Source organism: Rhodobacter aestuarii (genome assembly GCF_900156655.1).
Taxonomy (GTDB): Bacteria; Pseudomonadota; Alphaproteobacteria; order Rhodobacterales; family Rhodobacteraceae; genus Rhodobacter; species Rhodobacter aestuarii.
In genome coordinates, this window is the sequence record NZ_FTOG01000001.1 from 532,362 (window position 1) to 554,816 (window position 22,455).

General features: G+C 61.5%; 20 protein-coding genes. 10 read left to right on the plus strand and 10 right to left on the minus strand.

All coding sequences use genetic code 11. The annotated features are described in order from the left end of the window. Window positions 1-10 precede the first annotated feature (10 nt). The 7 genes from BW967_RS02455 (at window position 11) to BW967_RS02485 (ending at window position 9,785) form a co-directional block, all read left to right on the plus strand. Entirely contained in the window at window positions 11-811 is an 801-nt protein-coding gene (locus tag BW967_RS02455) for a class II glutamine amidotransferase (protein ID WP_076483423.1), read from the plus strand. Between the two features lie 165 nt (window positions 812-976). Further along, window positions 977-2,380 (plus strand): cysteine--tRNA ligase, encoded by a 1,404-nt coding sequence (gene cysS / locus BW967_RS02460; protein WP_076483424.1) that lies wholly within the window; start codon window positions 977-979, stop codon window positions 2,378-2,380. Window positions 2,381-2,519: 139 nt separating this feature from the next. Next, the gene (gene cimA / locus BW967_RS02465) at window positions 2,520-4,142 is read left to right on the plus strand and encodes a citramalate synthase (RefSeq protein ID WP_076483425.1); all 1,623 of its coding nucleotides are present in this window, start codon (window positions 2,520-2,522) and stop codon (window positions 4,140-4,142) included. Further along, window positions 4,139-4,900 (plus strand): squalene/phytoene synthase family protein, encoded by a 762-nt coding sequence (locus BW967_RS02470; protein ID WP_076483426.1) that lies wholly within the window; start codon window positions 4,139-4,141, stop codon window positions 4,898-4,900. The genes cimA and BW967_RS02470 overlap by 4 nt, the downstream gene beginning before the upstream one ends. Window positions 4,901-5,013: 113 nt before the next feature. Next, complete coding sequence (locus BW967_RS02475) at window positions 5,014-8,136, plus strand: methyl-accepting chemotaxis protein (RefSeq protein WP_076483427.1); 3,123 nt, start codon at window positions 5,014-5,016, stop codon at window positions 8,134-8,136. A gap of 49 nt (window positions 8,137-8,185) precedes the next feature. Beyond that, a complete protein-coding gene (locus tag BW967_RS02480) occupies window positions 8,186-9,256 on the plus strand; it encodes a protein-glutamate methylesterase/protein-glutamine glutaminase (RefSeq protein ID WP_076483428.1) in 1,071 nt (356 codons plus the stop codon). A gap of 4 nt (window positions 9,257-9,260) precedes the next feature. Beyond that, window positions 9,261-9,785 (plus strand): chemotaxis protein CheD, encoded by a 525-nt coding sequence (locus BW967_RS02485; protein ID WP_076483429.1) that lies wholly within the window; start codon window positions 9,261-9,263, stop codon window positions 9,783-9,785. A gap of 213 nt (window positions 9,786-9,998) precedes the next feature. Here BW967_RS02485 and BW967_RS02490 read toward each other — a convergent pair whose 3' ends face one another. The 10 genes from BW967_RS02490 to BW967_RS02535 all read right to left on the minus strand — a co-directional run bounded on the left by BW967_RS02490 (window position 9,999) and on the right by BW967_RS02535 (window position 18,635). Then, a complete protein-coding gene (locus BW967_RS02490) occupies window positions 9,999-10,394 on the minus strand; it encodes a hypothetical protein (protein WP_076483430.1) in 396 nt (131 codons plus the stop codon). Then, the gene (locus BW967_RS02495; RefSeq protein WP_076483431.1) at window positions 10,391-10,777 is read right to left on the minus strand and encodes a response regulator; all 387 of its coding nucleotides are present in this window, start codon (window positions 10,775-10,777) and stop codon (window positions 10,391-10,393) included. The genes BW967_RS02490 and BW967_RS02495 overlap by 4 nt, the downstream gene beginning before the upstream one ends. Continuing rightward, window positions 10,768-11,637 carry a CheR family methyltransferase gene (locus BW967_RS02500; RefSeq protein ID WP_083951898.1) on the minus strand — a complete coding sequence of 290 codons (870 nt, stop codon included), beginning with the start codon at window positions 11,635-11,637 and terminating at the stop codon, window positions 10,768-10,770. Before BW967_RS02500 ends, BW967_RS02495 begins: the two co-directional genes overlap by 10 nt. Before the next feature lie 5 nt (window positions 11,638-11,642). Continuing rightward, window positions 11,643-12,110, minus strand: a complete 468-nt coding sequence (locus BW967_RS02505) for a chemotaxis protein CheW (protein WP_076483433.1) — start codon at window positions 12,108-12,110, stop codon at window positions 11,643-11,645. Between the two features lie 5 nt (window positions 12,111-12,115). Next, window positions 12,116-14,422, minus strand: a complete 2,307-nt coding sequence (locus tag BW967_RS02510; protein ID WP_076483434.1) for a chemotaxis protein CheA — start codon at window positions 14,420-14,422, stop codon at window positions 12,116-12,118. An 11-nt stretch (window positions 14,423-14,433) separates the two neighbouring features. Further along, complete coding sequence (locus BW967_RS02515) at window positions 14,434-14,799, minus strand: response regulator (RefSeq protein WP_076483435.1); 366 nt, start codon at window positions 14,797-14,799, stop codon at window positions 14,434-14,436. Next, window positions 14,796-15,071 carry an STAS domain-containing protein gene (locus tag BW967_RS02520; RefSeq protein ID WP_076483436.1) on the minus strand — a complete coding sequence of 92 codons (276 nt, stop codon included), beginning with the start codon at window positions 15,069-15,071 and terminating at the stop codon, window positions 14,796-14,798. Before BW967_RS02520 ends, BW967_RS02515 begins: the two co-directional genes overlap by 4 nt. Window positions 15,072-15,251: 180 nt before the next feature. Next, window positions 15,252-16,229, minus strand: a complete 978-nt coding sequence (locus tag BW967_RS02525; protein WP_108188554.1) for a glucokinase — start codon at window positions 16,227-16,229, stop codon at window positions 15,252-15,254. A 1-nt stretch (window position 16,230) separates the two neighbouring features. Further along, window positions 16,231-17,559 (minus strand): GH1 family beta-glucosidase, encoded by a 1,329-nt coding sequence (locus BW967_RS02530; RefSeq protein WP_076483437.1) that lies wholly within the window; start codon window positions 17,557-17,559, stop codon window positions 16,231-16,233. After that, window positions 17,556-18,635, minus strand: coding sequence for a LacI family DNA-binding transcriptional regulator (locus BW967_RS02535; protein WP_076483598.1), 1,080 nt, complete (start codon window positions 18,633-18,635; stop codon window positions 17,556-17,558). The genes BW967_RS02530 and BW967_RS02535 overlap by 4 nt, the downstream gene beginning before the upstream one ends. Before the next feature lie 279 nt (window positions 18,636-18,914). On the opposite strand from BW967_RS02535, the gene BW967_RS02540 reads away from it, so the two are divergent. Genes BW967_RS02540 through BW967_RS02550 form a run of 3 tightly spaced genes read left to right on the plus strand, consistent with a single transcriptional unit; the run spans window position 18,915 to window position 22,454 of the window. Then, the gene (locus tag BW967_RS02540; RefSeq protein ID WP_076483438.1) at window positions 18,915-20,267 is read left to right on the plus strand and encodes an ABC transporter substrate-binding protein; all 1,353 of its coding nucleotides are present in this window, start codon (window positions 18,915-18,917) and stop codon (window positions 20,265-20,267) included. Window positions 20,268-20,325: 58 nt separating this feature from the next. Beyond that, complete coding sequence (locus BW967_RS02545) at window positions 20,326-21,321, plus strand: carbohydrate ABC transporter permease (protein WP_076483439.1); 996 nt, start codon at window positions 20,326-20,328, stop codon at window positions 21,319-21,321. Then, window positions 21,321-22,454, plus strand: coding sequence for a carbohydrate ABC transporter permease (locus BW967_RS02550; protein WP_076483440.1), 1,134 nt, complete (start codon window positions 21,321-21,323; stop codon window positions 22,452-22,454). Before BW967_RS02545 ends, BW967_RS02550 begins: the two co-directional genes overlap by 1 nt. Window position 22,455 lies beyond the last annotated feature (1 nt).

Genomic DNA, 22,455 nt, shown 5'->3' on the forward strand with positions numbered 1-22,455 from the left:
GAGGCAAAAGATGTGCCGTTGGGCCGCCTATATTGGGCAACCGATCTTTCTGGAAGATATCGTCTCGAAACCGGGGCATTCGCTGATCCACCAAAGCCAGTGCGCCACGCAATGCACCACGGCGATCAATGCCGATGGCTTTGGCATCGCTTGGTATGATGCGCGGCCCGAGCCGGGGCTTTACCGCGATGTCATGCCCGCTTGGTCGGACCCGAACCTTAAGTCTTTGACAGCACAGGTGAAATCGCCGCTCTTTTTGGCCCATGTGCGCGCCTCTACCGGCACGGCGACCTCGCGCAACAATTGCCACCCGTTCGTGGTGGGGCGCTGGAGCTTCATGCATAACGGCCAGATCGGCGGCTATGATGCGTTTCGGCGCGCAGGCGAAATGCTGATCCCCGATGATCTTTACCCGCACCGCAAGGGCGCGACCGATAGCGAGGCTTTGTTCCTGCTTGCGCTCGCCGAGGGGCTGGATGAAGACCCCAAGGGCGCGTTGGAACGCGCCACCGCGCGGCTAGAGGCGCTGTCGCGGGAGCGAGGTGCCGCCCCGCATATGCGGCTGGCGGCGGCCTTTTCCGATGGGCAGCGGCTTTACGCGGTGCGCTATGCCTCTGATGAAAATGCGCCCACGCTTTACCACCGCTGGTCGGGCAGCCGTAAGGGCCGCGCCGTGGTGTCTGAGCCGCTCGAAGACGGGCAGGGCAATTGGCAGGCGGTGGACCCGGGCACCTTTTGCATCTTTGAAGGCAAAGAGATGCGCTTTGAGCCCTTCGCCCCGCCGCAATCTGCCGCTGCGGCTGCGGCCTAAGCACCGCTTGACCTTGCGCAAGGCCCGCGCCTAAATAGCGCCATGAAGACCCTGATCACCCGCATTTGCCTGATTTGCCGCTGACCAAAGTCACGCGGGCCGTTCTTCTGTTTTCATGTAGGATCGAATGAGCTAAGCCCGCGGCGAGAGCCCCGTGAGGAAGCCATGACCGAACCCGCGATCCGCCTGCACAATTCGAAAACCCGCCGCAAAGAAGCTTTCACCCCGATTGATGCGGAGAATATCCGCCTCTATCTCTGCGGGCCGACGGTCTATGACCGCGCCCATTTGGGCAATGCGCGCCCGGTGGTGGTGATTGATGTGCTCTATCGGCTGCTGCGCGAGGTCTACGGGCCAGAGTGTGTCACCTATGTGCGCAACTTCACCGATGTGGATGACAAGATCAACGCCTCGGCCCAAGCGCGCAAAGAGGCGGGGGCTATAGAGACGCTCGAAGAGTTGATCCGCCAGCGGACCGAGGAAACGATCGGCTGGTATCATGCCGATATGGATGCTTTGGGCGCGCTGCGCCCGACACATGAGCCCCGCGCGACCGATTTCATTGGGGCGATGATCGCGATGATCGAAGATCTGATCGCCAAGGGCCATGCCTATGAAAAGGAAGGCCATGTGCTCTTCCGCGTGCGGTCTTACAAAGACTATGGCGCGCTCTCGGGCCGTTCGGTCGATGATATGATCGCGGGCGCGCGGGTTGAGGTTGCGCCCTTCAAAGAAGACCCGATGGATTTTGTGCTCTGGAAGCCCTCCGATGCCGATCTGCCGGGCTGGGAGAGCCCCTGGGGCCGGGGCCGTCCGGGCTGGCACATTGAATGCTCGGCCATGTCCTACGAGCTATTGGGCGCAAGCTTTGACATCCACGCGGGGGGCATTGATCTGCAATTCCCGCACCATGAAAACGAGATCGCGCAAAGCTGCTGCGCGCATCCCGAAGGCGGTTTTGCGAATGTCTGGCTGCACAATGAGATGTTGCAGGTGGAGGGGAAGAAAATGTCCAAGTCCTTGGGCAATTTCTTCACCGTGCGCGATTTGCTGGACCAAGGCATTCCGGGCGAGGTGATCCGGTTTGTGTTCTTGCAAACCCATTACGGCAAGCCGATGGACTGGACCGCCGAGAAGGCGCGGCAGGCGGAGGTGACGCTGCGCAAGTGGTATCGCATTGCCGAACAAGGTTTGGATGGCGTCTCCGAACCCTACATTGCAGTCATCTCGGCTTTGTCAGATGACTTGAACACCGCTGAGGCAATTGCTCAGTGCCATCAACTTGCACATGCAGATGACATTTCGACACTGCGCGCGACTCTGCAGTTCCTTGGGTTGATGGGCCGCAGTGTTCCGGAATGGGCCAGCGCGCCTGAGGCGGACCTGTCGGGTTTGGCCACAAAACTCGCCGCACTCCGCACGACAGCGATGGAAACCAAAGATTTCGCGCCCGTCGATGCAATGAAAACCGCGCTTTTGGCGGCGGGCGTTGAGGTACGGATGTCGAAAGCGGGCGTTGAGCTTTTGCCCGGTGCGGGCTTTGATGCTGCAAAGCTGGAGGGGCTGTGATGCGCTTGTTTGGCAGTGAGAAGGGCGGCGCACGACCCGAGGGGGGGCGCAATCGCGCCCGCCCGTGGGGGCGGGGCGGGCGCGGCCCGGCGTGCCGCCGGGCGACACGCAGATCTGAAGCGGGGCAGGGAGGCGCGCAATGACCAAAGAACGCCTCTACCTCTACGACACCACGCTCCGCGACGGGCAGCAAACGCAGGGCGTGCAATTCTCGGTGCCCGAGAAGATCGCCATTGCCGAAGCGCTGGATGAAATCGGCATTGACTATATCGAGGGCGGCTGGCCCGGCGCGAACCCGACCGATAGCGACTTTTTCGCCGCGCGCCCGCAAACCCGCGCCACCTTCACCGCCTTTGGCATGACCAAACGCACCGGCCGCTCTGCCGCGAATGATGAAGTGCTGGCGGGGGTGATGAATGCGGGCACGCCGGCGGTTTGTTTGGTGGGCAAGACGCATGATTACCATGTCACCACCGCGCTTGGCATCACGCTGGAAGAAAACCTCGACAACATCCGCGCCTCGGTTGCGCATATGGTGGCGCAGGGGCGCGAGGCGTTGTTTGACGCCGAGCATTTCTTTGATGGCTACAAAGCCAACCCCGACTATGCCGTGGAATGCTGCCGCGTCGCCTATGATGCGGGCGCGCGTTGGGTGGTGCTCTGTGACACGAACGGCGGTGCGCTGCCGCGCGAGGTGGCCGCTTGCACCGAGGCGGTGATTGCCGCCGGTGTGCCGGGCACCCATTTGGGCATTCACACCCATGATGATACGGGCTGTGCCGTGGCCAATTCGCTCGCCGCGATTGAGGCGGGTGCGCGGCAGGTGCAAGGCACGCTCAACGGGCTTGGCGAGCGCTGCGGCAATGCGAACCTGATCACGCTGATGGCGACGCTTTCGCTGAAAGAACCCTATAAAAGCAAATACGAAACAGGGCTTTGCACGGAAAAGCTAAAGTCGCTCACTCGGCTCTCGCGCAAGCTGGATGACATTTTGAACCGGGTGCCTTTGCGCTCGGCCCCTTACGTTGGGGCCAGTGCTTTTGCGCACAAGGCCGGGCTGCATGCCTCGGCGATTTTGAAAGACCCGACGACTTACGAACATATTGTGCCCGAACGCGTCGGCAACAGCCGCCTTATTCCGATGTCGAACCAAGCCGGGCAGTCGAACCTGCGCGCGCGGTTGAAGGGCATGGGGATCACGGTCGATCCCAAAGACCCGCGCTTGGCCGAGATATTGGACGAGATCAAAGCGCGCGAAGATCGCGGCTATGCTTATGACGGCGCGCAGGCAAGTTTTGAGCTGGTCGCGCGGCGGATTTTGGGGCTGGCGCCGGAGTTCTTTGAGGTGACGCGCTACCGGGTGACGGTGGAGCGGCGCAAGAACCCCGCAGGCCAAATGGTGAGCATGTCCGAAGCCGTGGTGGTGGTGACCATTGGTGGCGAGCGGATGCTCTCGGTTTCGGAAAGTGTGGATGCCGAGGGCCATGACCGGGGCCCGGTGAACGCGCTCTCCAAAGCGCTGGTGAAAGACCTTGGCCCCTATCAGGCGCTGATAGAAGACATCAAACTGGTCGATTTCCGCGTGCGGATCACCCAAGGCGGCACCGAGGCGGTGACGCGGGTCATCATTGACAGCGAAGACGGGCAGGGCAGCCGTTGGTCCACCGTGGGGGTCAGCCCGAACATCGTGGATGCCTCGTTTGAGGCGCTCTTGGATGCGATCCAATGGAAGCTGATCCGCGACGGGGCAAAAGCGGTATGAGCGATGCCGTCACCCTCTGCGCCCAAAGGCTGGAAACCGGCGATCCGGACCGTTTCGCGGCGGTGATGGCGCTGCCGGGGCCGATGCGCCCGGCGGGGTTTGCGCTATATGCGCTGAACTTGGAACTGGCCCATGCGCCTTGGGCCTCGCCCGAGCCGATGGTGGCAGAAATTCGCCTGCAATGGTGGATTGAAGCGCTTGAGGCACAGGGGAAAGAGGGGCGTGAGATCCCCCATGATATTGGCCCCGCGCTTGCCAACATCGCCCCGCAAGCGATTGAATTTATGGTGGAATCCGGTGAGGCGCGGCGCGCCGATTGCTGGTCTGACCCGTTTGAGGATGCCGCCCGGCTTTGGGATTACCTTGATGCCACGGCGGGGGCACCGATGGTGGCTTTGGGGCTGAGCCTTGGGGCCGAGGCAGAGGTGAGCCTGCGCGCCTATGGGGCGGCGGCGGGGCTTGCCAATTGGCTTGTGGCGCAGCCCGAACTCACCGCGCGCGGGCGTCTGGGTCTATCGGGCGCGACGCCGCAAAACTTGGCCGCTTTGGCCAAGGAGGGGCTCGCGCGGCTCACTGCCGCCGAAGCCGCCTTGAAAGCCGCCGATCAACCCGCGCGGCTTGCCGCCTTGGCGGGGTGGCAAGCTCGGGCGATCTTGCAAAAAGCGGCCCGCACCCCCGAAGCGATTGCCAAAGGCACCCTGCGCGGATCGGACTTCAGCCGTCGCTTTGCGCTTTTGAAAGCGCGGCTTGCGGCTTAGGCGTCCAAATTTCGCCATTTAAGTGAATCTTCAAAAGTTCCGTCCATGTTGCGGGCTGTGACCTAGGCACAGCTGCAATGTCGCCCCGTTTCCGGGGGGGATGGAGAACTGGCATGATCTTTCGTAAGCGCCTCTCTTTGGGGTTGAAACTTCCGCTGATGCTTGTGGCCATTGCGATGGTCGCGCTGACGGTGATGGGGGTTTCCTCTTATCGTGAAGCGCGCGCGCTTTTGGAAGAAGAAGCAAGCCAACGCCTTGAACGCACACTAGAATCTCGTGTGCAGGCGCTGGAGCAATGGGCCGGTCAGACGCAGTCGGAACTGACCTCGCAAGCGGCAAACCCCGGGATGCAGCGCTTGGTGCGCGATTTCACCAATGGTTGGAAGATGCTTGGCGAAGAGGCCGCGCAAAGCCTGCGAGCCTCTTGGGTTGAGGGCAATCCGAATCCGCCGCAAGAGCGTTGGAAGCTTGATTTTGCATGCGATATCAATGATTTCGGGATCGTGCATCGGCGTGCCCATCCGGGGCTTGTGACGCTGGCGCAGGAAAAAGACCTGCAAGACCTCTATTTCATCGATGTCACGGGCCATGTGCTTTATTCGCTGCGTAAGGGCGATGAATTTGCAGCCAATTTGAATGATCCGACCCAAGCCACGGGTCCGCTTGCCACCACGGTGGCGCAGGCGATGGCCGATGCCTCTGGCGCGGCGGCGGTGTCGGATTTCGTTCCTTTGTCCGATGGAAGCCGGGGGATCTATCTTGCGCAGGTGATGCACTCTGAACAAGGTGTGGCGCTTGGCGTTTTGGCCTTTGCGGCGCGGTTGGATCGTGTTGGCGCGGTGATGACGATGCCGCGTTCGCTTGGCGACACGGGGCAGGCTTATGTGCTGGATGCGCAGGGGCAGTTGCAAAGCCCGCTGCGGATGCCCGGCGGCCCCGAGGCGGGGACGGTGCTCTCCAATACCGCATCTGCGGCCGTGTTGGGCGGCGAGACCGGGCGCGCAACCTACAAGGGGCTGACCGGCAAAACCGTTGCCGGGGTCTACGCGCCAGCGACGCTTTTTGGCCGTGCGATGGGCGTGGTGGTGGAGCAAGATGCTGCCGAAGTGGTCGCCCCCGCGCGCAAGCTCGCGCGGAAGCAATTGCTCAACGCAACTTGGCTGATTGCTTTGTTGGCGGGGATGTCGGCATGGATGGCGCGCGGCATTGCGCTGCCGATGCATTGTGTGGCGCAATCGGTTGGCCGCATTGCGGGGGGCGATCATAGCATCACCGTGCCCGCAACCGAGCGTGGCGACGAATTGGGCGAGATCGCGAAAGCGGTCGAAGGTTTGCGGGATGATTTGGCGGCCAGCCACGAAACCCGGCGCGCGGCCACAATTCAAGGCACGGCGTTCCAAAACTCCTCTGCCGCGCTGATGGTGGTCGCGCCGGATCTGTCGATCTGCTTTGCCAATGCGGCGCTGAGCAAGCTTGTCTCGCAAAAAATCGAAGACTTTCGGGGGCGTGCTCCGGGGCTTGATCCGGACCTGCTGATGGGTGTCTCGCTTAGCCAGCTCTACCCGATGACGCCAGAAATTGAGGCGCGGCTGGCCGATCCGTCCAAACTGCCGTTCCACCAAGATGTGGCCGTGGGCGAAGGGCGCTTTGGCGTTGATTTTTCTGAAATTCGGGCCGCCGATGGCACCTTGATGGGCTATGTCGTCGAATGGCGCGATGTGACCGAATTGCGGATGACGCGCGCGCTGCTCAATGCGCTCGATTCCACGCAGTTGATGGTCGAGTTTTCGCCCGATGGCCGGGTGACGCGCGGCAATGACAATATCCTGAGCGCGCTTGGCGAAAGCGCCGAGGGGCTGATCGGGCGCGACCATGCCGGGTTGATTGAGGGCGAGGGCGATCTGGCCGGTTTCTGGAGCCGCCTCGAACGTCTTGAGCCGGTGATTGGCCGCTTCGTGCTGCAAGGCGCGAATGGGTGCCGCGTGGTGGCCGAGGGCAGCGTGACCCCAGTGCCGGACCGCGAAGGGGCGATGCTGAAGATCGTGCTCATTGGCAATGACATCACCCAAGCGCAGGCGGCTTTGGCCGAGGCGCAGGCGCGGGCCGAGGCGATGCTGGTGGGCCAGCGCGCCGTGGTGGAAGGGCTGCGCGTGGGGCTGGAGCATCTGGCGCGCGGTGATCTGAAAAGCCGGATCGAGACCAAATTCCCGGAAGAATACGAACAGCTTCGCACCGATTTCAACAATGCGGCCAGCACCTTGGCCGATGCGATGGCGGTGGTGATCGAATGCGCCCATTCGATTGATAGCGAAGTGAGCGAGATCAATAATGCCGCGGCCGATCTGAGCCAGCGCACCGAAAAGCAAGCGGGCACTTTGGCCGAAACGGTGACGGCGCTCGATCAGCTGACCTCTTCGGTCGGCGCCGCAAGTGCGGGGATTTCCGAAGCCGATCAGATGGTGGAACGCGCGCGTGCGGGGGCGGAAAGCTCGGGCCAAGTGGTGCAGCAAGCCGTCACCGCGATGGGCGAAATCTCGCAAAGCTCCGAACAAATCTCGCGCATCATTTCGGTGATCGAAGACATTGCCTTCCAAACGAACCTTTTGGCGTTGAACGCGGGTGTGGAAGCCGCGCGGGCGGGCGAGGCCGGGCGTGGCTTTGCCGTGGTCGCCTCTGAGGTGCGGGCGCTCGCACAGCGCTCGTCGGATGCCGCGCGCGAGATTGATACGCTGATTTCCACCTCGTCTGAAAACGTGCGGCGCGGTGTGGATTTGGTGGGCGAAACCGGCCAAGCGCTGCAAGGTATTTTGGTGTCCGTCAACGAGATTGCGGGCCGGATGTCGGGCATTGCCAGTTCCGCGCGCGAGCAATCGGCGGGCCTGAGCGAGATCAACAATGCGATGATCCAGTTGGATCAGGTGACCCAACAAAACGCTGCGATGTTTGAAGAAACGACGGCGGCTGCGCAGGCGCTCAGCCGTGGGGTGCAATTGCTGACCACGACCACCGCGCGCTTTGATGCCGATGTGCCTTCGGCAGCCAAAATGGCCGAGCCGATGCCGGCTCCGGCGCCCGCGCCGACGCCTGTGAGCAAACCCGTCGCGGTCCCGGCAAAACCGGCGGCAAAAGCCGCGCCGCCCGCCAAACCCAAGCCCGCGCCAGCGGCCGCCCCCGTGCCGCGCAGTGCGGGCGCGCTCGCACTCAAACCCGAGGTGAGCGATTGGGAAGATTTCTGAGAAGGCGCAACCAATTGAAAAATAAAACCAACATAGATCGAGGGAGCCCATGACCCCGAAACGCGTCCTGATTGTGGATGACTCCCCGACCATCCGGGCTCTGCTGCGCAACCATCTTGCGCAGGATCCTCGGCTTGTGGTGGTGGGCGAGGCGTGCGACCCGTTTGATGCGCGCGAAAAGATCAAAGCCCTGCTGCCCGATGTGCTGACGCTGGATGTCGAGATGCCGCGCATGAACGGCCTTGAATTCCTTGAAAAGCTGATGCGGTTACGGCCGATGCCGGTGGTGATGATCTCCACCGAAACGCAAAAGGGCTCGGCCGCCGCGCTGGAGGCTTTGTCGCTGGGCGCGGTGGAATGTATCGGCAAACCGAGTTTTGACCGGCTGTCGGATACGTTCTTCAACCTGCCCGATCTGTTGGTGGCGGCGGCCAATGCGCGGTTGCGCACCGGGCCGCGCGCGCAAATTTCGCCGTCTGCCACGGCGTTCAACTGGAACGGAAAATATGTGCTGATCGGCTCCTCGACAGGAGGCGTGGATGCGCTTGAGACCTTCTTGTCGTCTTACCCGCGCAACTGCCCGCCGACGCTGATCACCCAGCACATGCCGGAGGGGTTCTTGGCCTCTTTCGCGCGGCGCTTGGAAAGCAAGATGCAGCCGCATGTGGCGCTTGCCACAGAGGGCGCGCCGCTCTTGCCGGGCAATGTCTATCTGGCGCCGGGCGGCGAGTATCACCTTGCCGTCGCAGGGGGTGCCGATCGGCCGAAATGCCGCCTGCTCAACACCGAAAAGCGCAATGGGCACCGGCCCTCGGTCGAGGTGCTCTTTGACAGCGCCGTGCCGATGGGCAAGCGCTGCGTTGGCGTGATGTTGACGGGCATGGGGAAAGATGGCGCCGAAGCGATGGTGCGGTTGCGCCAAGCGGGCGCGCGCTGCTTGGCGCAAGATGAAGCAAGCAGTGTTGTTTTTGGTATGCCGCGTGCGGCGCTTGAACTGGGGGCTGCGGAACAAGCGGTTCCCATCGGACAGATGGCGGGAAAGGTACTCGGTTTGTGCAGTGGTAGCGGTAGTGGCAGTGGTAGCAGCGCCATGAAATTCAGTTCGGTCAGGAGGGCCTGAGATCATGGCAGGACATAAACCCCATCATATCGCGCAGGGCGAATACGCAACGGCGCGCGGCCCAGATGCCTCGATCTCGACGATCCTTGGCTCTTGCGTGGCGACCTGTCTTTATGACGAGCAGGCACAGGTTGGTGGCATGAACCACTTCCTGTTGCCCGATGGCGCGGGCGCATCGCTCAATTCGGCGCGCTTTGGTGTGAACGCGATGGAGCTGTTGATCAACGCGCTGATCAAGGAGGGCGCGAACCGGTCGCGGCTGAAGGCCAAGGTGTTTGGCGGCGGGCGGATGATCGCGGGTCTTTCGGATGTGGGTGCGAAGAACGCGAGTTTCGTGCTCGACTTCCTGCGCCGCGAGGCGATTGAATGCACCGGTCAAAGCCTTGGCGGTACGCAGGCGCGTCGGGTCGAGTTCTGGCCGGGCAGCGGGCGCGCGCGGCAACGGCTGTTGGGCGAAACCCAAGTGGTCGAGGCGCCGCCGCCGAAAATGCCGGCCGCACCGGTCGGGGGCGGGCTCGAACTCTTCTGAGCTGCGCTTGCAATCTGATTTGGATGGGTCGCCCTTCGGGGCGGCCTTTTGCATCGGTGGCGCGCCGATCCCGCGCCTGATCGGGCGGGCCGAACCATGCGCCGTGCCAGTTCAGAGTGAAGACCAAAAAAAACCGGGCAGCGCCCGGGGTTATGGAAGACATAAGAAAGCCGCCGTCGGCACAGGGCCAGACGGCGGGTTATTTCGGCGGTGTCAGAACCATTGGATGTCCCCGACCTCTTCCTCGACCGGGGCGGTGTGCCGGGCCTGCTCAGGGTCGAGATTATTGACCAGTTCATGCAGCCGCAGCCGCGACAGAAGCGGCACCGCATGCAGTTTGACATCTTGCGGCATTTCGGTCGAGACCGCTGCCATCAGCCGCCCCAGATCCTCAAGCGCTTGGGTGATCCGGTCGATGCCTTGCAGGCCCCGGATCGCCTCAATATCGGTATGTTCCGCGAAATGGCACATCGACAGCGCGCGTTGCACCTCTGCCGACAGCCGCGCCAGCGTGTCAAGCTCGTCGCCCACACGCGCCGCCAGCGCATCAAGCGGCAGATCTCTGCGCTCGATGGCTTGGGCCATGAGATCGTGGGGCAGATTGATCATATCCGCCCCACCACTTGCTCGATGCAGGCTTTGAGTTCTTGCGGCGTGAAGGGCTTTTTGAGGAAGTTGTTCATCCCCAGACGTTTGCCATTCTCGATGATCTCACGATCGGCGCGACCGGTGATCAGGATGAACCCCAAACCCTTGGTGCGTTGGTTCGTGCGCAAAGCATGCAAGAGCTGCAGCCCGTCCATCCCCGGCATGTTGTAATCCGAAATCACCAGGTGAACCGGCGTCTTTTCAAGGATTTGCAGCGCGCCGGGGCCGTCGGTGGCATAGCCCACCTGACGGATTCCCATCGCATCGAGTGCCTGGGTGATCAGACCGCGCGAGGTGGACATGTCATCCACCACCATGATCCGCAATTGGTCTCTCAGTGCCATTTTGGGCCTCCGTTCAGGCCTGCCGTTTCGGGCAGCCGATAAGTCGTGATGCCGGCGGTGGTAAGCGCCGTATTGCCGTCAAGCGGCACGCGTTCCGAATGGCCGACAAAGAGCCAGCCGCCCGGCGCAAGCTGCGCCTCAAAGCGGCGCCAAAGTTTCAGCTGATCTTCGGGGCTGAAATAGATCACCACGTTGCGGCAGAAGATGATGTCGAACTGCCCTTTCATCGGCCAGTTCTGATGCAGGTTCAGCTCTTTGAAGCTGACCAGTTGGCGCAGCGGCTCAATGACCCGCACCCCGCCCGGTTCGGGTTTCACAAAGCGTTGCATCGCCTGCGGGATCGAGTTCAGCGCGCCCACATCGTAAAGCGATTCCCGCCCCCGCTCGACCATGCGCGGGTCGATATCGGTGGCCAGAATGCGAATATCGAGCTTCGCAAGATCCTGCGCCATATCGGACAGCACCATCGCAATGGTGAAGGCTTCTTGCCCGTTCGAGCAGCCGGCCGACCAGATCCGCACCTTCTTGCCAGCGCGCGCCTTTTCCAAAAGCGGCGGCAGCGTGGTGCTCCGCAGGGTCTCGAAATGGTGGTTCTCGCGGAAGAAGTTGGTGACGTTGGTGGTCAGCGCCGAGATCATCTCGCGCCGTTCTTCCTGCCCCGCATCCGAGGTGACCAGCTTGATATAGCTGGCATAATCTTTCAGCCCAAGGGCACGTAGCCGCTTGCCGAGGCGCGATTGCACCATCGAGGCTTTGCCCGGTGCAAGGACGATCCCGGCGTGTTCATAAAGAACCCGCGCGATCGTGCCGAGCTCGGCCTCGTTTGGCGTGGCCGTGCCGCCAATGGGAAGGGGGCTCATGTTGGTCATGCGGCCTCGACATTGTCGTCCGGCAGGACGGCGGAAAGATCAAGGACACGGATCATGCGACCATCGACGATGGTGAGCGCTTCGATAAAGCTGTGCGCGGCATCCGCAGCCAGTTCCGGCGGCGGTTGCAGTTCGGTGCGCGGCAGCGCCAGAATATCGGACACCGCGTTGACCAGCAGCCCCGCCGTTTGGCTGCCCACCTGCACAACGATGATCACGTTGCGGGCATCCCCTTCGACCGGCTCCATGCCCAGACGCACCGAAAGATCCACCACCGGCAGCACCGTGCCGCGCAGGTTGATCACGCCCCGCACGTGGTAGGGCGCATGCGGCAGCGGCGTCGCGCGGGTCCAACCGCGGATTTCGCGCACCGACATGATGTCGACCGAGTATTCTTCGTCCGCAAGCCGGAACGACAGAAGTTCAAGTTCGGAAGAGTTTTGCGAGCTTTTTTCCAGTTCCATGACGGTTATCCTGCAAGAGCGAAGCTTTGGCTCCGGGTACGACCAGAAGCGTTAGAGACAAGATCGGCGGGGTCGAGGATCAGAGCGATCTGACCATCGCCGAGGATGGTAGCGGCGGCGACGCCGGGGATATGGCCGTAGCTGCGTTGCAGCCCTTTGATGACCACTTGGCGCTGTTCGAGGATCGAATCGACCACCAGTGCCGAGCGGGTGCCATTTTCCTGTGCGGTGAGCAGAACGATGCCGCCCGCATAGCTTTCCATCGGTGCGCGGTAGCCCAGTTCGGCTCCCAGGTCGTAAAGCGGCACAAAGGCGCCCCGGACATGGATCACGTTGGTATTGGGCCCAAGCGCACGGATGTCATCATCGGTGAGCGTGGCGGTCTCAAGGATCGACGAGAGCGGCACGACCAGCGTTTCATTGGCGACATTCACCACCATGCCATCAAGTACGGCGAGGGTGAGCGGCAGCGAGATCGAGAAGCGCGTGCCTTTGCCGGGTTCCGAGTGAATGGTGATCCGGCCACCAAGGCCTTGGATCGCCTGACGCACCACATCCATACCCACGCCACGGCCCGAAAGCGCCGAGACCTGATCGGCGGTCGAGAAGCCGGGGAGGAACAGAAGGTTGTCAATTTCGCTATCGGACAGCTGCGCATCCGGTGCGATCAAACCTTTCTCAATCGCTTTGGCGCGCACTTTCGGGCGGTTGATCCCGGCGCCGTCATCGGTGATTTCAATCACCACGCGGCCCGAGCGGTGTTGCGCCGAAAGGGTGATCACCCCTTCACGCGTTTTGCCCGCAGCTTCGCGTTTGTCCGGCGTTTCCAGACCATGGTCGACCGAGTTCCGAATCATATGGGTCAGCGGATCAGCGAGCCGTTCGATCACCGTTTTATCGACCTCGGTCGTTTCGCCTTCGGTGCGCAAGCGCACGTCTTTGCCCACGGCAGAGGAGGCTTCGCGGACAATCCGGCCCATGCGCTGGAACAGCGGTTTCACAGGCTGCGCGCGGATCATCATCACGCTGTCCTGAATATCGCGGGTCAGCATCATGAAGGCTTCAAGCCCGGTCATCACCGCCGAGTTCGGCGGCAGCCCGGCTTCGGCCACGCTTTGTGCAAGCATCGCTTGGTTGATCACCAGCTCGCCCACAAGGTTTACCAGCCGGTCGATCCGGTCCAGATCCACCCGCACCGTGGCGGACGGCTCGGAACTGTTTTCCTTCGCAGCCGGCGGGTTGCCCGAAGGCACAGAGGCGCCGGGACCCGTGCTCGCTGCCGGAGCGGGCGCAGGGGCGGCCGCGGCAATCGGGGCCTCGGTCGGCGCGGGCGTGGCCGAAAGCTCGTTCAGTGAGGGCGGGTTGTTCATTTCAAGGGCCGAGGGGTTTTGCGGTGGGGCTGCCACCGGGGTCGGCGCGGGCATGCCGGGCAGATCACTCGGCAGTTCCAGCATCGGTTCCGAGCCCGGCGTCCCGGCAAAAGGGTCGGCGCTCAACGGATCGGCGCCCTCCAGCCCATCCAACGGGGGCAGATCGAACCCACCTACAGCGGCATCGGCGCCGCCACTGGTGATCTCCAGTTCGCAGACATCTTCCACGAAATCAAAAACTTCGCGAATATCAAAATCGGTCACGTCCCCGGTGATCTCGACCACCCAAGTGACATAGGCGCCTTCGGGATCAAGCTCTTCAAGGCTCGGCAGATCGTCCGTCTCGCACCGCGTCGTGCAGGTGCCAAGTTTGGCGAGCGCGCGCAGCAGATGCAGCGGCTCATTGCCCGAGGCATAAAGCGCAGCGGTCGGTTTAAACCGCACCGTCCAGACCGGCTGGCTCGGCGTTGTTTCTTCATCGGCGGGGCCGAAATCGAAGCTCAACCCCATCGGTTGGAAGTCGGTGACTTCCTCGACTTCTTCTACAACCGGTGCGCCACCCATCAGCGCTTCCAGCGCGACCAGGCAAGGCTCCGATCCGTCAGGCGGCGGGGCGCCATCGCGCGCAGCCCGAACATGGTCTTGCAAGAAGTCCGCTGCTTGGAAAAACAGCTTCATCGCTTCGGGCGTGATCTCCATACGCCCGCAGCGCACTTCGTCCATGACGGTTTCATAGCGGTGGGCAAAAGCCACAAGGGCATTCAGCCCAAAGGCCCCGGCCCCCCCCTTAATGGAATGGACCGCGCGGAAGACGACGTTGATCGTCTCGTTATCGTGACTGCCTTCGTCCATATCGGACAGGGCATCTTGCAGGCTTTCGAGCAATTCTTCGCATTCTACGAAGAAACTGGCCCGGATTTCTGCCATCGGGTCCGTTGCCATGGGTATTCTCCTTAACCGGCGACCATCTGCAGCGCTTTGACCAGCTTCGGCGGGTCAAACGGTTTTACGATCCATCCCGTCGCGCCAGCGGCACGCGCGCGAGCTTTCAGCTCGGGGGCAGATTCGGTGGTGAGCACCAAGATCGGGGTGCCCCGGTGCTTGTCTTGTTGGCGCACCGCCTCAATGAAGCCAAAGCCATCAAGACGCGGCATGTTGATGTCGGAAATGATCGCATCCGGGGCAATACCCTCGAGCACTTCCAGCCCATGCACGCCGTCTTCGGCAAGGTGCAGAGTGATCCCCGCTTCGCTCAGGGCAAGCTTGAGCATGTCGCGGATGGTGCGGCTGTCATCGACGGCCAGAACAGTCAGGCTCATGCGGCCTCTCCGGTTTGCAGATCCGCGGGGACAAGACCAAACAACTCAAGAGCTTGCTCAAAAGCTTCGGACCGCGGGGTGATGGTGAACGAGGTGCCAGCGGCCTGCGCATCTTTTGCGGCCGAGGCGATGACTTGAAACGCCAGCCCACCCAGATGGGTGACACCGGACGCATCGATAACAAGGTCGGTTCCAGAGGCCTCCCGCAGCGTAGTTGCGAGCGGGCGGACCTGCGAAAGATCGAGCCGGGGGGCGAGGGTAATGGTCTGCATCACGACCCCGCAAAGATATGGTTTTGGAAAAGGATCACGCGTTCCCCTTTCATTCCTGCATGAAAGAGGCTTAGCCGCTGCGGGTTAAGATTGACTTGACGCGAAAGGGAATTTCACACCCCGATGGAAGAGTGTGTGCCGTCCCTTGGTATGGCGGCTAATTTTCGGGCAATAACGCGCTTAAAGTTGGGGGGCGCGGGCGTGAATATAGGCTGCGCAGCCCGATAGCGCGGCGTAATCATCTTCGATCACCCGCACCGGGAAGGCTTCTAGGAACTCTGCAAAGCGGCCTTTGGCGCGTAAAGCCGCGGCAAAACCGAATTCGTCCAACAGCGGCGCAAAAGCGCGCGCCACGCCGCCACACAGATGAATGCCGCCAAAGGGCAGGTGAATCAGTGCCAAATCGCCCACCACTGCGCCCAAAAGCCGAATGAAAATGCGCGCGGTTTCACAGCCGAGCGGCGTGCGCGCGGTAATTTCTTCCATCACTTGCGCGGCAGACAGCGTTTTTTCTTGCCCCGCTTCGCGCGCGACAAAGGCAAAAACCCGTTCCAGCCCGCGCCCCGATAGCACGTCTTCCACCGCCGCAAAGCCGTGCACTTCTTCGACAAAGCGCATCAAGCGAATGTCTTCATCAGTGACGGTTGGCAAAGTAACATGGCCGCATTCAGAGGCCGCCACGATCCGCCCGCCCGGCGCTTCATGCACCGGTGCCGCGTTAAAGCCGGTGCCGACGCCCACCACCAATTGGCTGGAGCCGGGCAGCGCTTCTGCCCCGGCAACCACATCGCGCACAGCCCCCTCAGCAAGGTAGCCAAGCGCATGACCTTGGGCTTGCAAGTCATTGAGAACGGCAACAGTTTCGGCTTTGGTGACCTCGGCGATTGCGCTGCCTTTGATCACCCAAGAGAGGTTCGTCATATGCGCCACGCCATCGCGCACCGGCCCCGCAACAGCGACGCAGGCGCCGGCCAGATCGCGCACGCCCTCGGTGTCCATATAGTCCGCCAAGATCGGTTCCAGCGCCGGGCGGCCCGCATTGGCATAGCGTTTGATCGTTTCGGGCAGCAGCCGTCCATGATCCGCCAGCGCCACGCGCGTGTTCGTTCCACCAATATCGGCCAAAAGCGTGTAGCGGTTGGGGGAGGACGAGATCATGTTAGCGCTCCAAAGCCTGTTTAAAGGCGTGATAAGACGCCTTCGGGGTGCGCTGCAAGCTTTCGAAATCGACATGGATCAATCCGAAGCGCTTCGCATAGCCCAAGGCCCATTCATAATTGTCCATCGCAGACCACGCCATATAGCCTTTGAGCGGCACGCCTGAGGCAATCGCTTTGCGGCAGGCGTCCAGATGGGCGGCATAATAAGCGATGCGATCTTGGTCGTCGCAGGCACCGTTTTCGAGCCGGTCCGGCGCGGCCATGCCGTTTTCGGTGACATAAAGCGGCAGCTTGCCAGTGTAATCGTGCGCAATCCGGGTCAGGAATTCGGTCAGCCCTTCTGGGCGGATTTCCCAACCCATTTCGGTTTTGGGCAGCGGGCCGGGAATTTCTTGCAAGGCGGGCCAAGGGCCATCATCGGGCGCAATACGTTTGCAGGTGTAATAATTCACCCCAAACCAATCGAGCGGTTGCGCGATGGTGGCAAAATCATCCTCCCACCCCTCGGGTAGATAGGGCTCAAGGCCCTCAAGCGCCTCGGCCGGGTAGCGGCCTTTGAACATCGCCTCAATGAAGAAGCGGTTGTAGATCGCGTCGTAACGTGTTGCTGCGGCTTGGGTAAAGGGCGATGGGTCTGCGGGCAGCGCGGTTTCAAAATTGCACACGGCGCCGAGGTTTTTCATCCCCGCGATGCGGAGCACTTTGGTGGCGCGGCCATGCGCTAAAAGCACGTGATGCATGGCGCGGGCGGCGGCACGAATGTCGCGCAGCCCCGGCGCATGATGGCCAAGAAAATGGCTTAGCCAGCTCACGCACCACGGCTCGTTGATCGGCGCGGTGGACCAAATCCGGTCGCCGAGCCGCACCGCGATCACCTGCGCGAAATCGGCAAACCAGCGCGAAATATCGCGGTTGCGCCAGCCGCCTTTGTCGGCCAGCGCCGCGGGCAGTTCCCAATGGTAAAGCGTCATCGCGGGTTTCAGTCCGCGTTCCAGCATCCCATCCACCAGACGGTCGTAAAAATCGAGCCCCTTCATATTCACCGTGCCGCGCCCCTCGGGCAGAACCCGCGCCCAAGAGGTGGAAAAGCGATAAATATCAAAGCCCGCCGCAGCGACCAGATCCAGATCTTGTTCCCACAGGTGGTAATGATCGCAGGCCCGCGCGCCATTTTCTGCCCGGACGACATTGCCCGGTGTGGCGGCGAATGTGTCCCAATGCGTTGGCCCCGCACCGCCCGCGGCATGCCCCTCGATTTGGTAAGAGGAGGTCGCCATGCCGAACTTAAATCCGCGCGGAAAGGTGGAACGGGGGGGCAGGGCAGTCATAGGGGCAATCCTTGAGCGGTCGTCATGGGAGGAACAGAGCGGTCGGGGGCAGGGCCGGTGGAGGCCCCCAGCACCAAAACCGCTTCCATCAATTGGGTGGCCGGAGCCATGTCTGTGGCCATATCTGGTGTGGCGATCATATCGAGCAAGAGGCTGGCACAGCGCCGCCCGGCTTCGCGCACCGAGGCGCGGGTGGCGGTGAAAATCGGCTCTTCGGCACCATTGCGGAAATATCCAAGCTCATCATCATGGGTCAAAATCGAGACATCGCGCCCCATGCGCAACCCCAATTCCCACAAACCCCGCCGCACGCCGACAGCCGACAGCAGCGAGGCGGTGATAAACGCGGTGGGCGGGTCGGCGCGGCGCAGCATGTCGCAAGCCGCATCATGACCCTGCGCCTCTGTCATCTCACCGGCGATCATCAGGCTTGGGTCGGGTTCTAGCCCCCGCGCGGCAAAGGCCCGCGCAAACCCGCGCTGGCGACGCAGGGCGAAATCCATCCCCTCGACCCCATTCAAAAGCGCAATCCGGCGATGGCCAAGGTCGAGCAAAAAATTCGTCGCGCGTTCAAAGGCGCGGGCATTGTTCACATCCACATAGGCATAGGGCAAATCCACGCCAGAGGCGCGGCCATGCACGACAAAGGGCAAGCCAAGCTCGTGCAAAAGCGCAATCCGCCCATCACCCGCGCGCGGCGCATGGACAATCACCCCATCGACATTGCGTTTTGCGCGCAACTCCCGATAGGCCTGCGCGTGATCTTCGACCGGGACCGAAATCAGCACCATGTCATAGCCTTCGCGCGCGTAAACCTCGCCTGCACCGGCGATGAAATCGGCAAAAACCGGGTTCACAATCTCATGCTGGCTGCACAGCGGAATGACATGGCCAATCGCCATCGCGCGGCCTGTGGCGAGCCGCTTGGCCTGTGTGTTGGGGCGGTAATGGTGCAGTTGCGCCGCCTCCTCGACCCGCTTGCGCGTGGCCTCCGCCACCTCGGGAAAGCCGTTGAGCGCCCGGCTCACCGTGGTGGGCGAGAGCCCCAGCAGATCGGCAAGGTCTTTCAGGTTCATGGCATCCGTCCCGGGCGCCGCATTCAAAGCGGTTTGAATTGGATCACGATACGCCGTGGCTACGGGGGCGTCAATGCGCGCTGCGGGCGGGGCCGCCGTGCTGCGCGTGCAGCATTTTTGAGGATTTCCAAGTGTTTTGCCCCCGCGGTGCGGTTGACTTTCGCCCCCCATTGCGGGACGCTCGGCCATCCAAAGCGCTTTGGGGCGAGTCGGATTTTCCCCGTGGATCAAGGCGCCTGTGGGTCAAAAGGGCCTTTGGCTCGGTCTCGGGAGGACTGAATGTCGAAACATTTGTATCTGGGCGTGGCGTTGGCTGCGCTCACTGCTTCTGGCGCTTTGGCGCAAGATCTCAAATTTGCCCCCGGCGCGGATGCGCGGTTCAATTGGGCCTCTTACGAGGCGCTGCAACAGATGGATTTGTCGGGCCAAACGCTGACCGTTTTGGGGCCGTGGCTCGGGCCGGATAAGGATCTGTTTGAAAGCGTGATCGCCTATTTTGAAGCCGCGACCGGGGCAAATGTGGTTTATTCCGGCTCGGACAGTTTCGAGCAACAGATCGTCATTGATGCCGAGGGCGGTAGCCCGCCAGATGTGGCCGTTTTCCCGCAACCCGGTCTGGCGGGCGACTTGGCCAAAAAGGGCCGCCTTGTGCCGCTGGCCGAGGGCACAGGAGACTGGATCAAGGCGAATTACGCCGCGGGTGATAGTTGGGCCGCTTATGGCAACTACATGGGCCCCGATGGCGTGGCGCATCAATACGCTTTCCCGTTCAAGGCGGATGTAAAATCGCTTGTCTGGTATGTGCCTGAAAACTTTGAAGATGCGGGCTATGAAGTACCGCAAACGATGGAAGAGTTGAAAGCGCTCACCGAACAGATCGTGGCCGATGGCGGCACGCCATGGTGCATTGGCTTGGGCTCTGGCGGCGCGACGGGTTGGCCCGCGACCGATTGGGTCGAAGATTTCATGCTGCGGCTCAACACCCCCGCCGATTATGATGCTTGGGTCGCCAACACGCTCAAATTCGACGATCCGAAAGTGATTGCCGCGATTGAAGATTTTGGCTGGTTTGCCCGCAATGATGCCTATGTGGCGGGCGGCGCGGGTGCTGTGGCCACGACCGACTTCCGTGACAGCCCCAAAGGCCTTTTTACCTCGCCGCCGCAATGCTACCTGCACCGTCAGGCCAGCTTCATCCCCTCCTTCTTCCCCGAAGGCGTGGTGGTCGGTGAAGATGCCGATTTCTTCTACTTCCCGGTTTACGCGGAAAAAGACCTCGGCCAGCCGGTTTTGGGCGCGGGGACGATGTTTGCCAAGCTGACCGACAATCCGGCGGGCGATGCGTTCATCACCTTCCTCGAAAGCCCAATCGCGCATGAGGTTTGGATGGCGCAAAAGGGCTTTGTTACGCCCTATAAAGCTGTGAACACCGAGCTCTATGGCGATGAAACACTTGCGAAAATGGGCGCTATCCTGCTGGATGCCACGACCTTCCGCTTTGATGGTTCCGACCTGATGCCGGGAGCAATTGGCGCGGGCGCCTTCTGGACCGGGATGGTCGATTATGCGGGCGGTAAACCCGCCGCAGACGTGGGCGCGCAAATTCAAGCGACATGGGACACGCTGCAATAAGCGGCCCCGCCCGCCCGGGCGCTGGCTTGGGCGGGCGACCACGACCGGGGAGGGGTGAATGGAACAGCTGATGCTGGCAGGCGGCACGATTCTGACCGGGGTCTTTGCCTGCGTGGCGTGGTTTTGGGGCGCGAATTTCGTGCTCGATACGCTCTACCCCCCGCGCGGCCCCAATATTGGCCGCAATATCTTGCGCGCCAATATGATCCGGCCTTGGCTCTTCATCGGCCCGGCAATCTTGTTTTTAGGCGTCTATCTTGTTTATCCGGTCTTCAAATCCACGCTGATGAGCTTTCAAGACAGCGATGCGAAAGCCTTTGTCGGCTTTGCCAATTACAACTGGCTGCTCTCAGACGCGAAATTCCGCGAGTCGATCTTTAACAACCTGATGTGGCTTTTGGTGGTGCCGGCGGCCTCCACCTTCTTTGGGCTGATCGCTGCGCAAATCACCGACCGGATCAAATGGGGTAATTTCGCCAAATCCATGATCTTCATGCCGATGGCCATTTCTTTCGTCGGCGCCGGGGTGATTTGGAAATTTGTCTATGATTACCGCGCAGAAGGCCAAGAGCAGATCGGGCTTTTGAACGCGATCTGGGTGTCTTTGGGCAACAGCCCCGAAACATGGCTGACGGTGCCGTTTTGGAACAATTTCTTCCTGATGATCGTGCTGATCTGGATTCAAACCGGCTTTGCGATGGTGATTTTGTCGGCCGCGCTGCGGGGCATCCCTGAAGAAACGATTGAAGCGGCGATCTTGGATGGGGCGAACCCGTGGCAGTTGTTCTTCCGTATCAAAGTGCCGCAAATCTGGGGCACGATTGCGGTTGTTTGGACCACGATCACGATCACCGTGCTCAAGGTCTTCGACATTGTCTTTGTGATGACCAATGGCGAATGGGGCACGCAGGTGCTCGCCAATATGATGTATAATTGGATGTTCCGCGGCGCGCCCGATTATGGCCGTGGTTCGGCGATCGCACTGGTGATCATGGCGCTCGTTACGCCGATCATGATCTGGAATATTCGCAATGCCCGCAAGGAGATGGCCTGATGGACAACATTGCAGGCACCCGCGCGCGGCTGGTTTGGGCGGTTAATCTGGCGGCGGCCGTCTTGGTGATTTTATGGGTCGTGCCGACGATTGGGCTCTTGGTCTCGTCCTTCCGCGACCGCGATCAAATCACCGCCTCGGGCTGGTGGCGCGCGGCCTTCCCGGCCACGATCTCAAGTTTCGTGCGCGCGGGCACGGCGCAAGATCAGTTCCAAGAAAACGGCCTTTGGGTGATTGAGGGGAACGTGCTGGAACCGGGGCAGGGGTTGGAGCGCTGGGGCACATCTTCCCGCGCGCCAGAGGCTTATGCGCCGGGCGAAACGGTTGATCTAAAAGACGGTGAGGTGATTACCGTCGCCCCCGATGGCGGCTATCGGCTCACCGCCCCGCAAGAATTCACCAATACGCGCGGGATGCGGATTTTCATCACCACCACCACGCCGCCGCGCTTCACCACCGACAATTATGCCCGCGTGATCGGAGCAGAGGGGCTTGGGCGCGCGTTCCTAAACACAATGACCGTCACCATCCCGGCGACTGTGATTCCGATTTTGATCGCCGCCTTTGCCGCCTATGCGCTGGCATGGATGCAGTTTCCGGGCCGCGCGCTTTTGGTGGCGGCTGTGGTGGGGCTTTTGGTCGTGCCGCTGCAACTTTCGCTCATTCCGCTCTTGCGGTTCCACAATGAGATCGGCCTTGGCAAAGGCTATTTGGGCATTTGGCTGGCGCATACGGGCTTTGGCCTGCCGCTCGCCATCTACCTTTTGCGCAACTACATGGTCGGCCTGCCAAAAGAGATTATTGAAAGTGCGCGCGTCGATGGCGCGACCGAATTTCAGATCTTCCGGCGCATCATTCTGCCGCTCTCTTTCCCGGCACTTGCCTCTTTTGCGATCTTTCAGTTCCTTTGGGTGTGGAACGATCTGCTTGTCGCCACCGTTTTTCTAGGCAACCGCCCCGATCAGCTTGTCATGACGGGGGTGTTGCGCGAACTTTTGGGCTCGCGCGGGGGCGATTGGGAAATTCTGGCAGCCTCGGCCTTTGTGTCGATTGCGGTGCCGCTTCTCGTCTTCTTTGCGCTTCAGAAATACCTTGTACGCGGCCTTCTGGCTGGCTCGGTGAAAGGCGGATAAT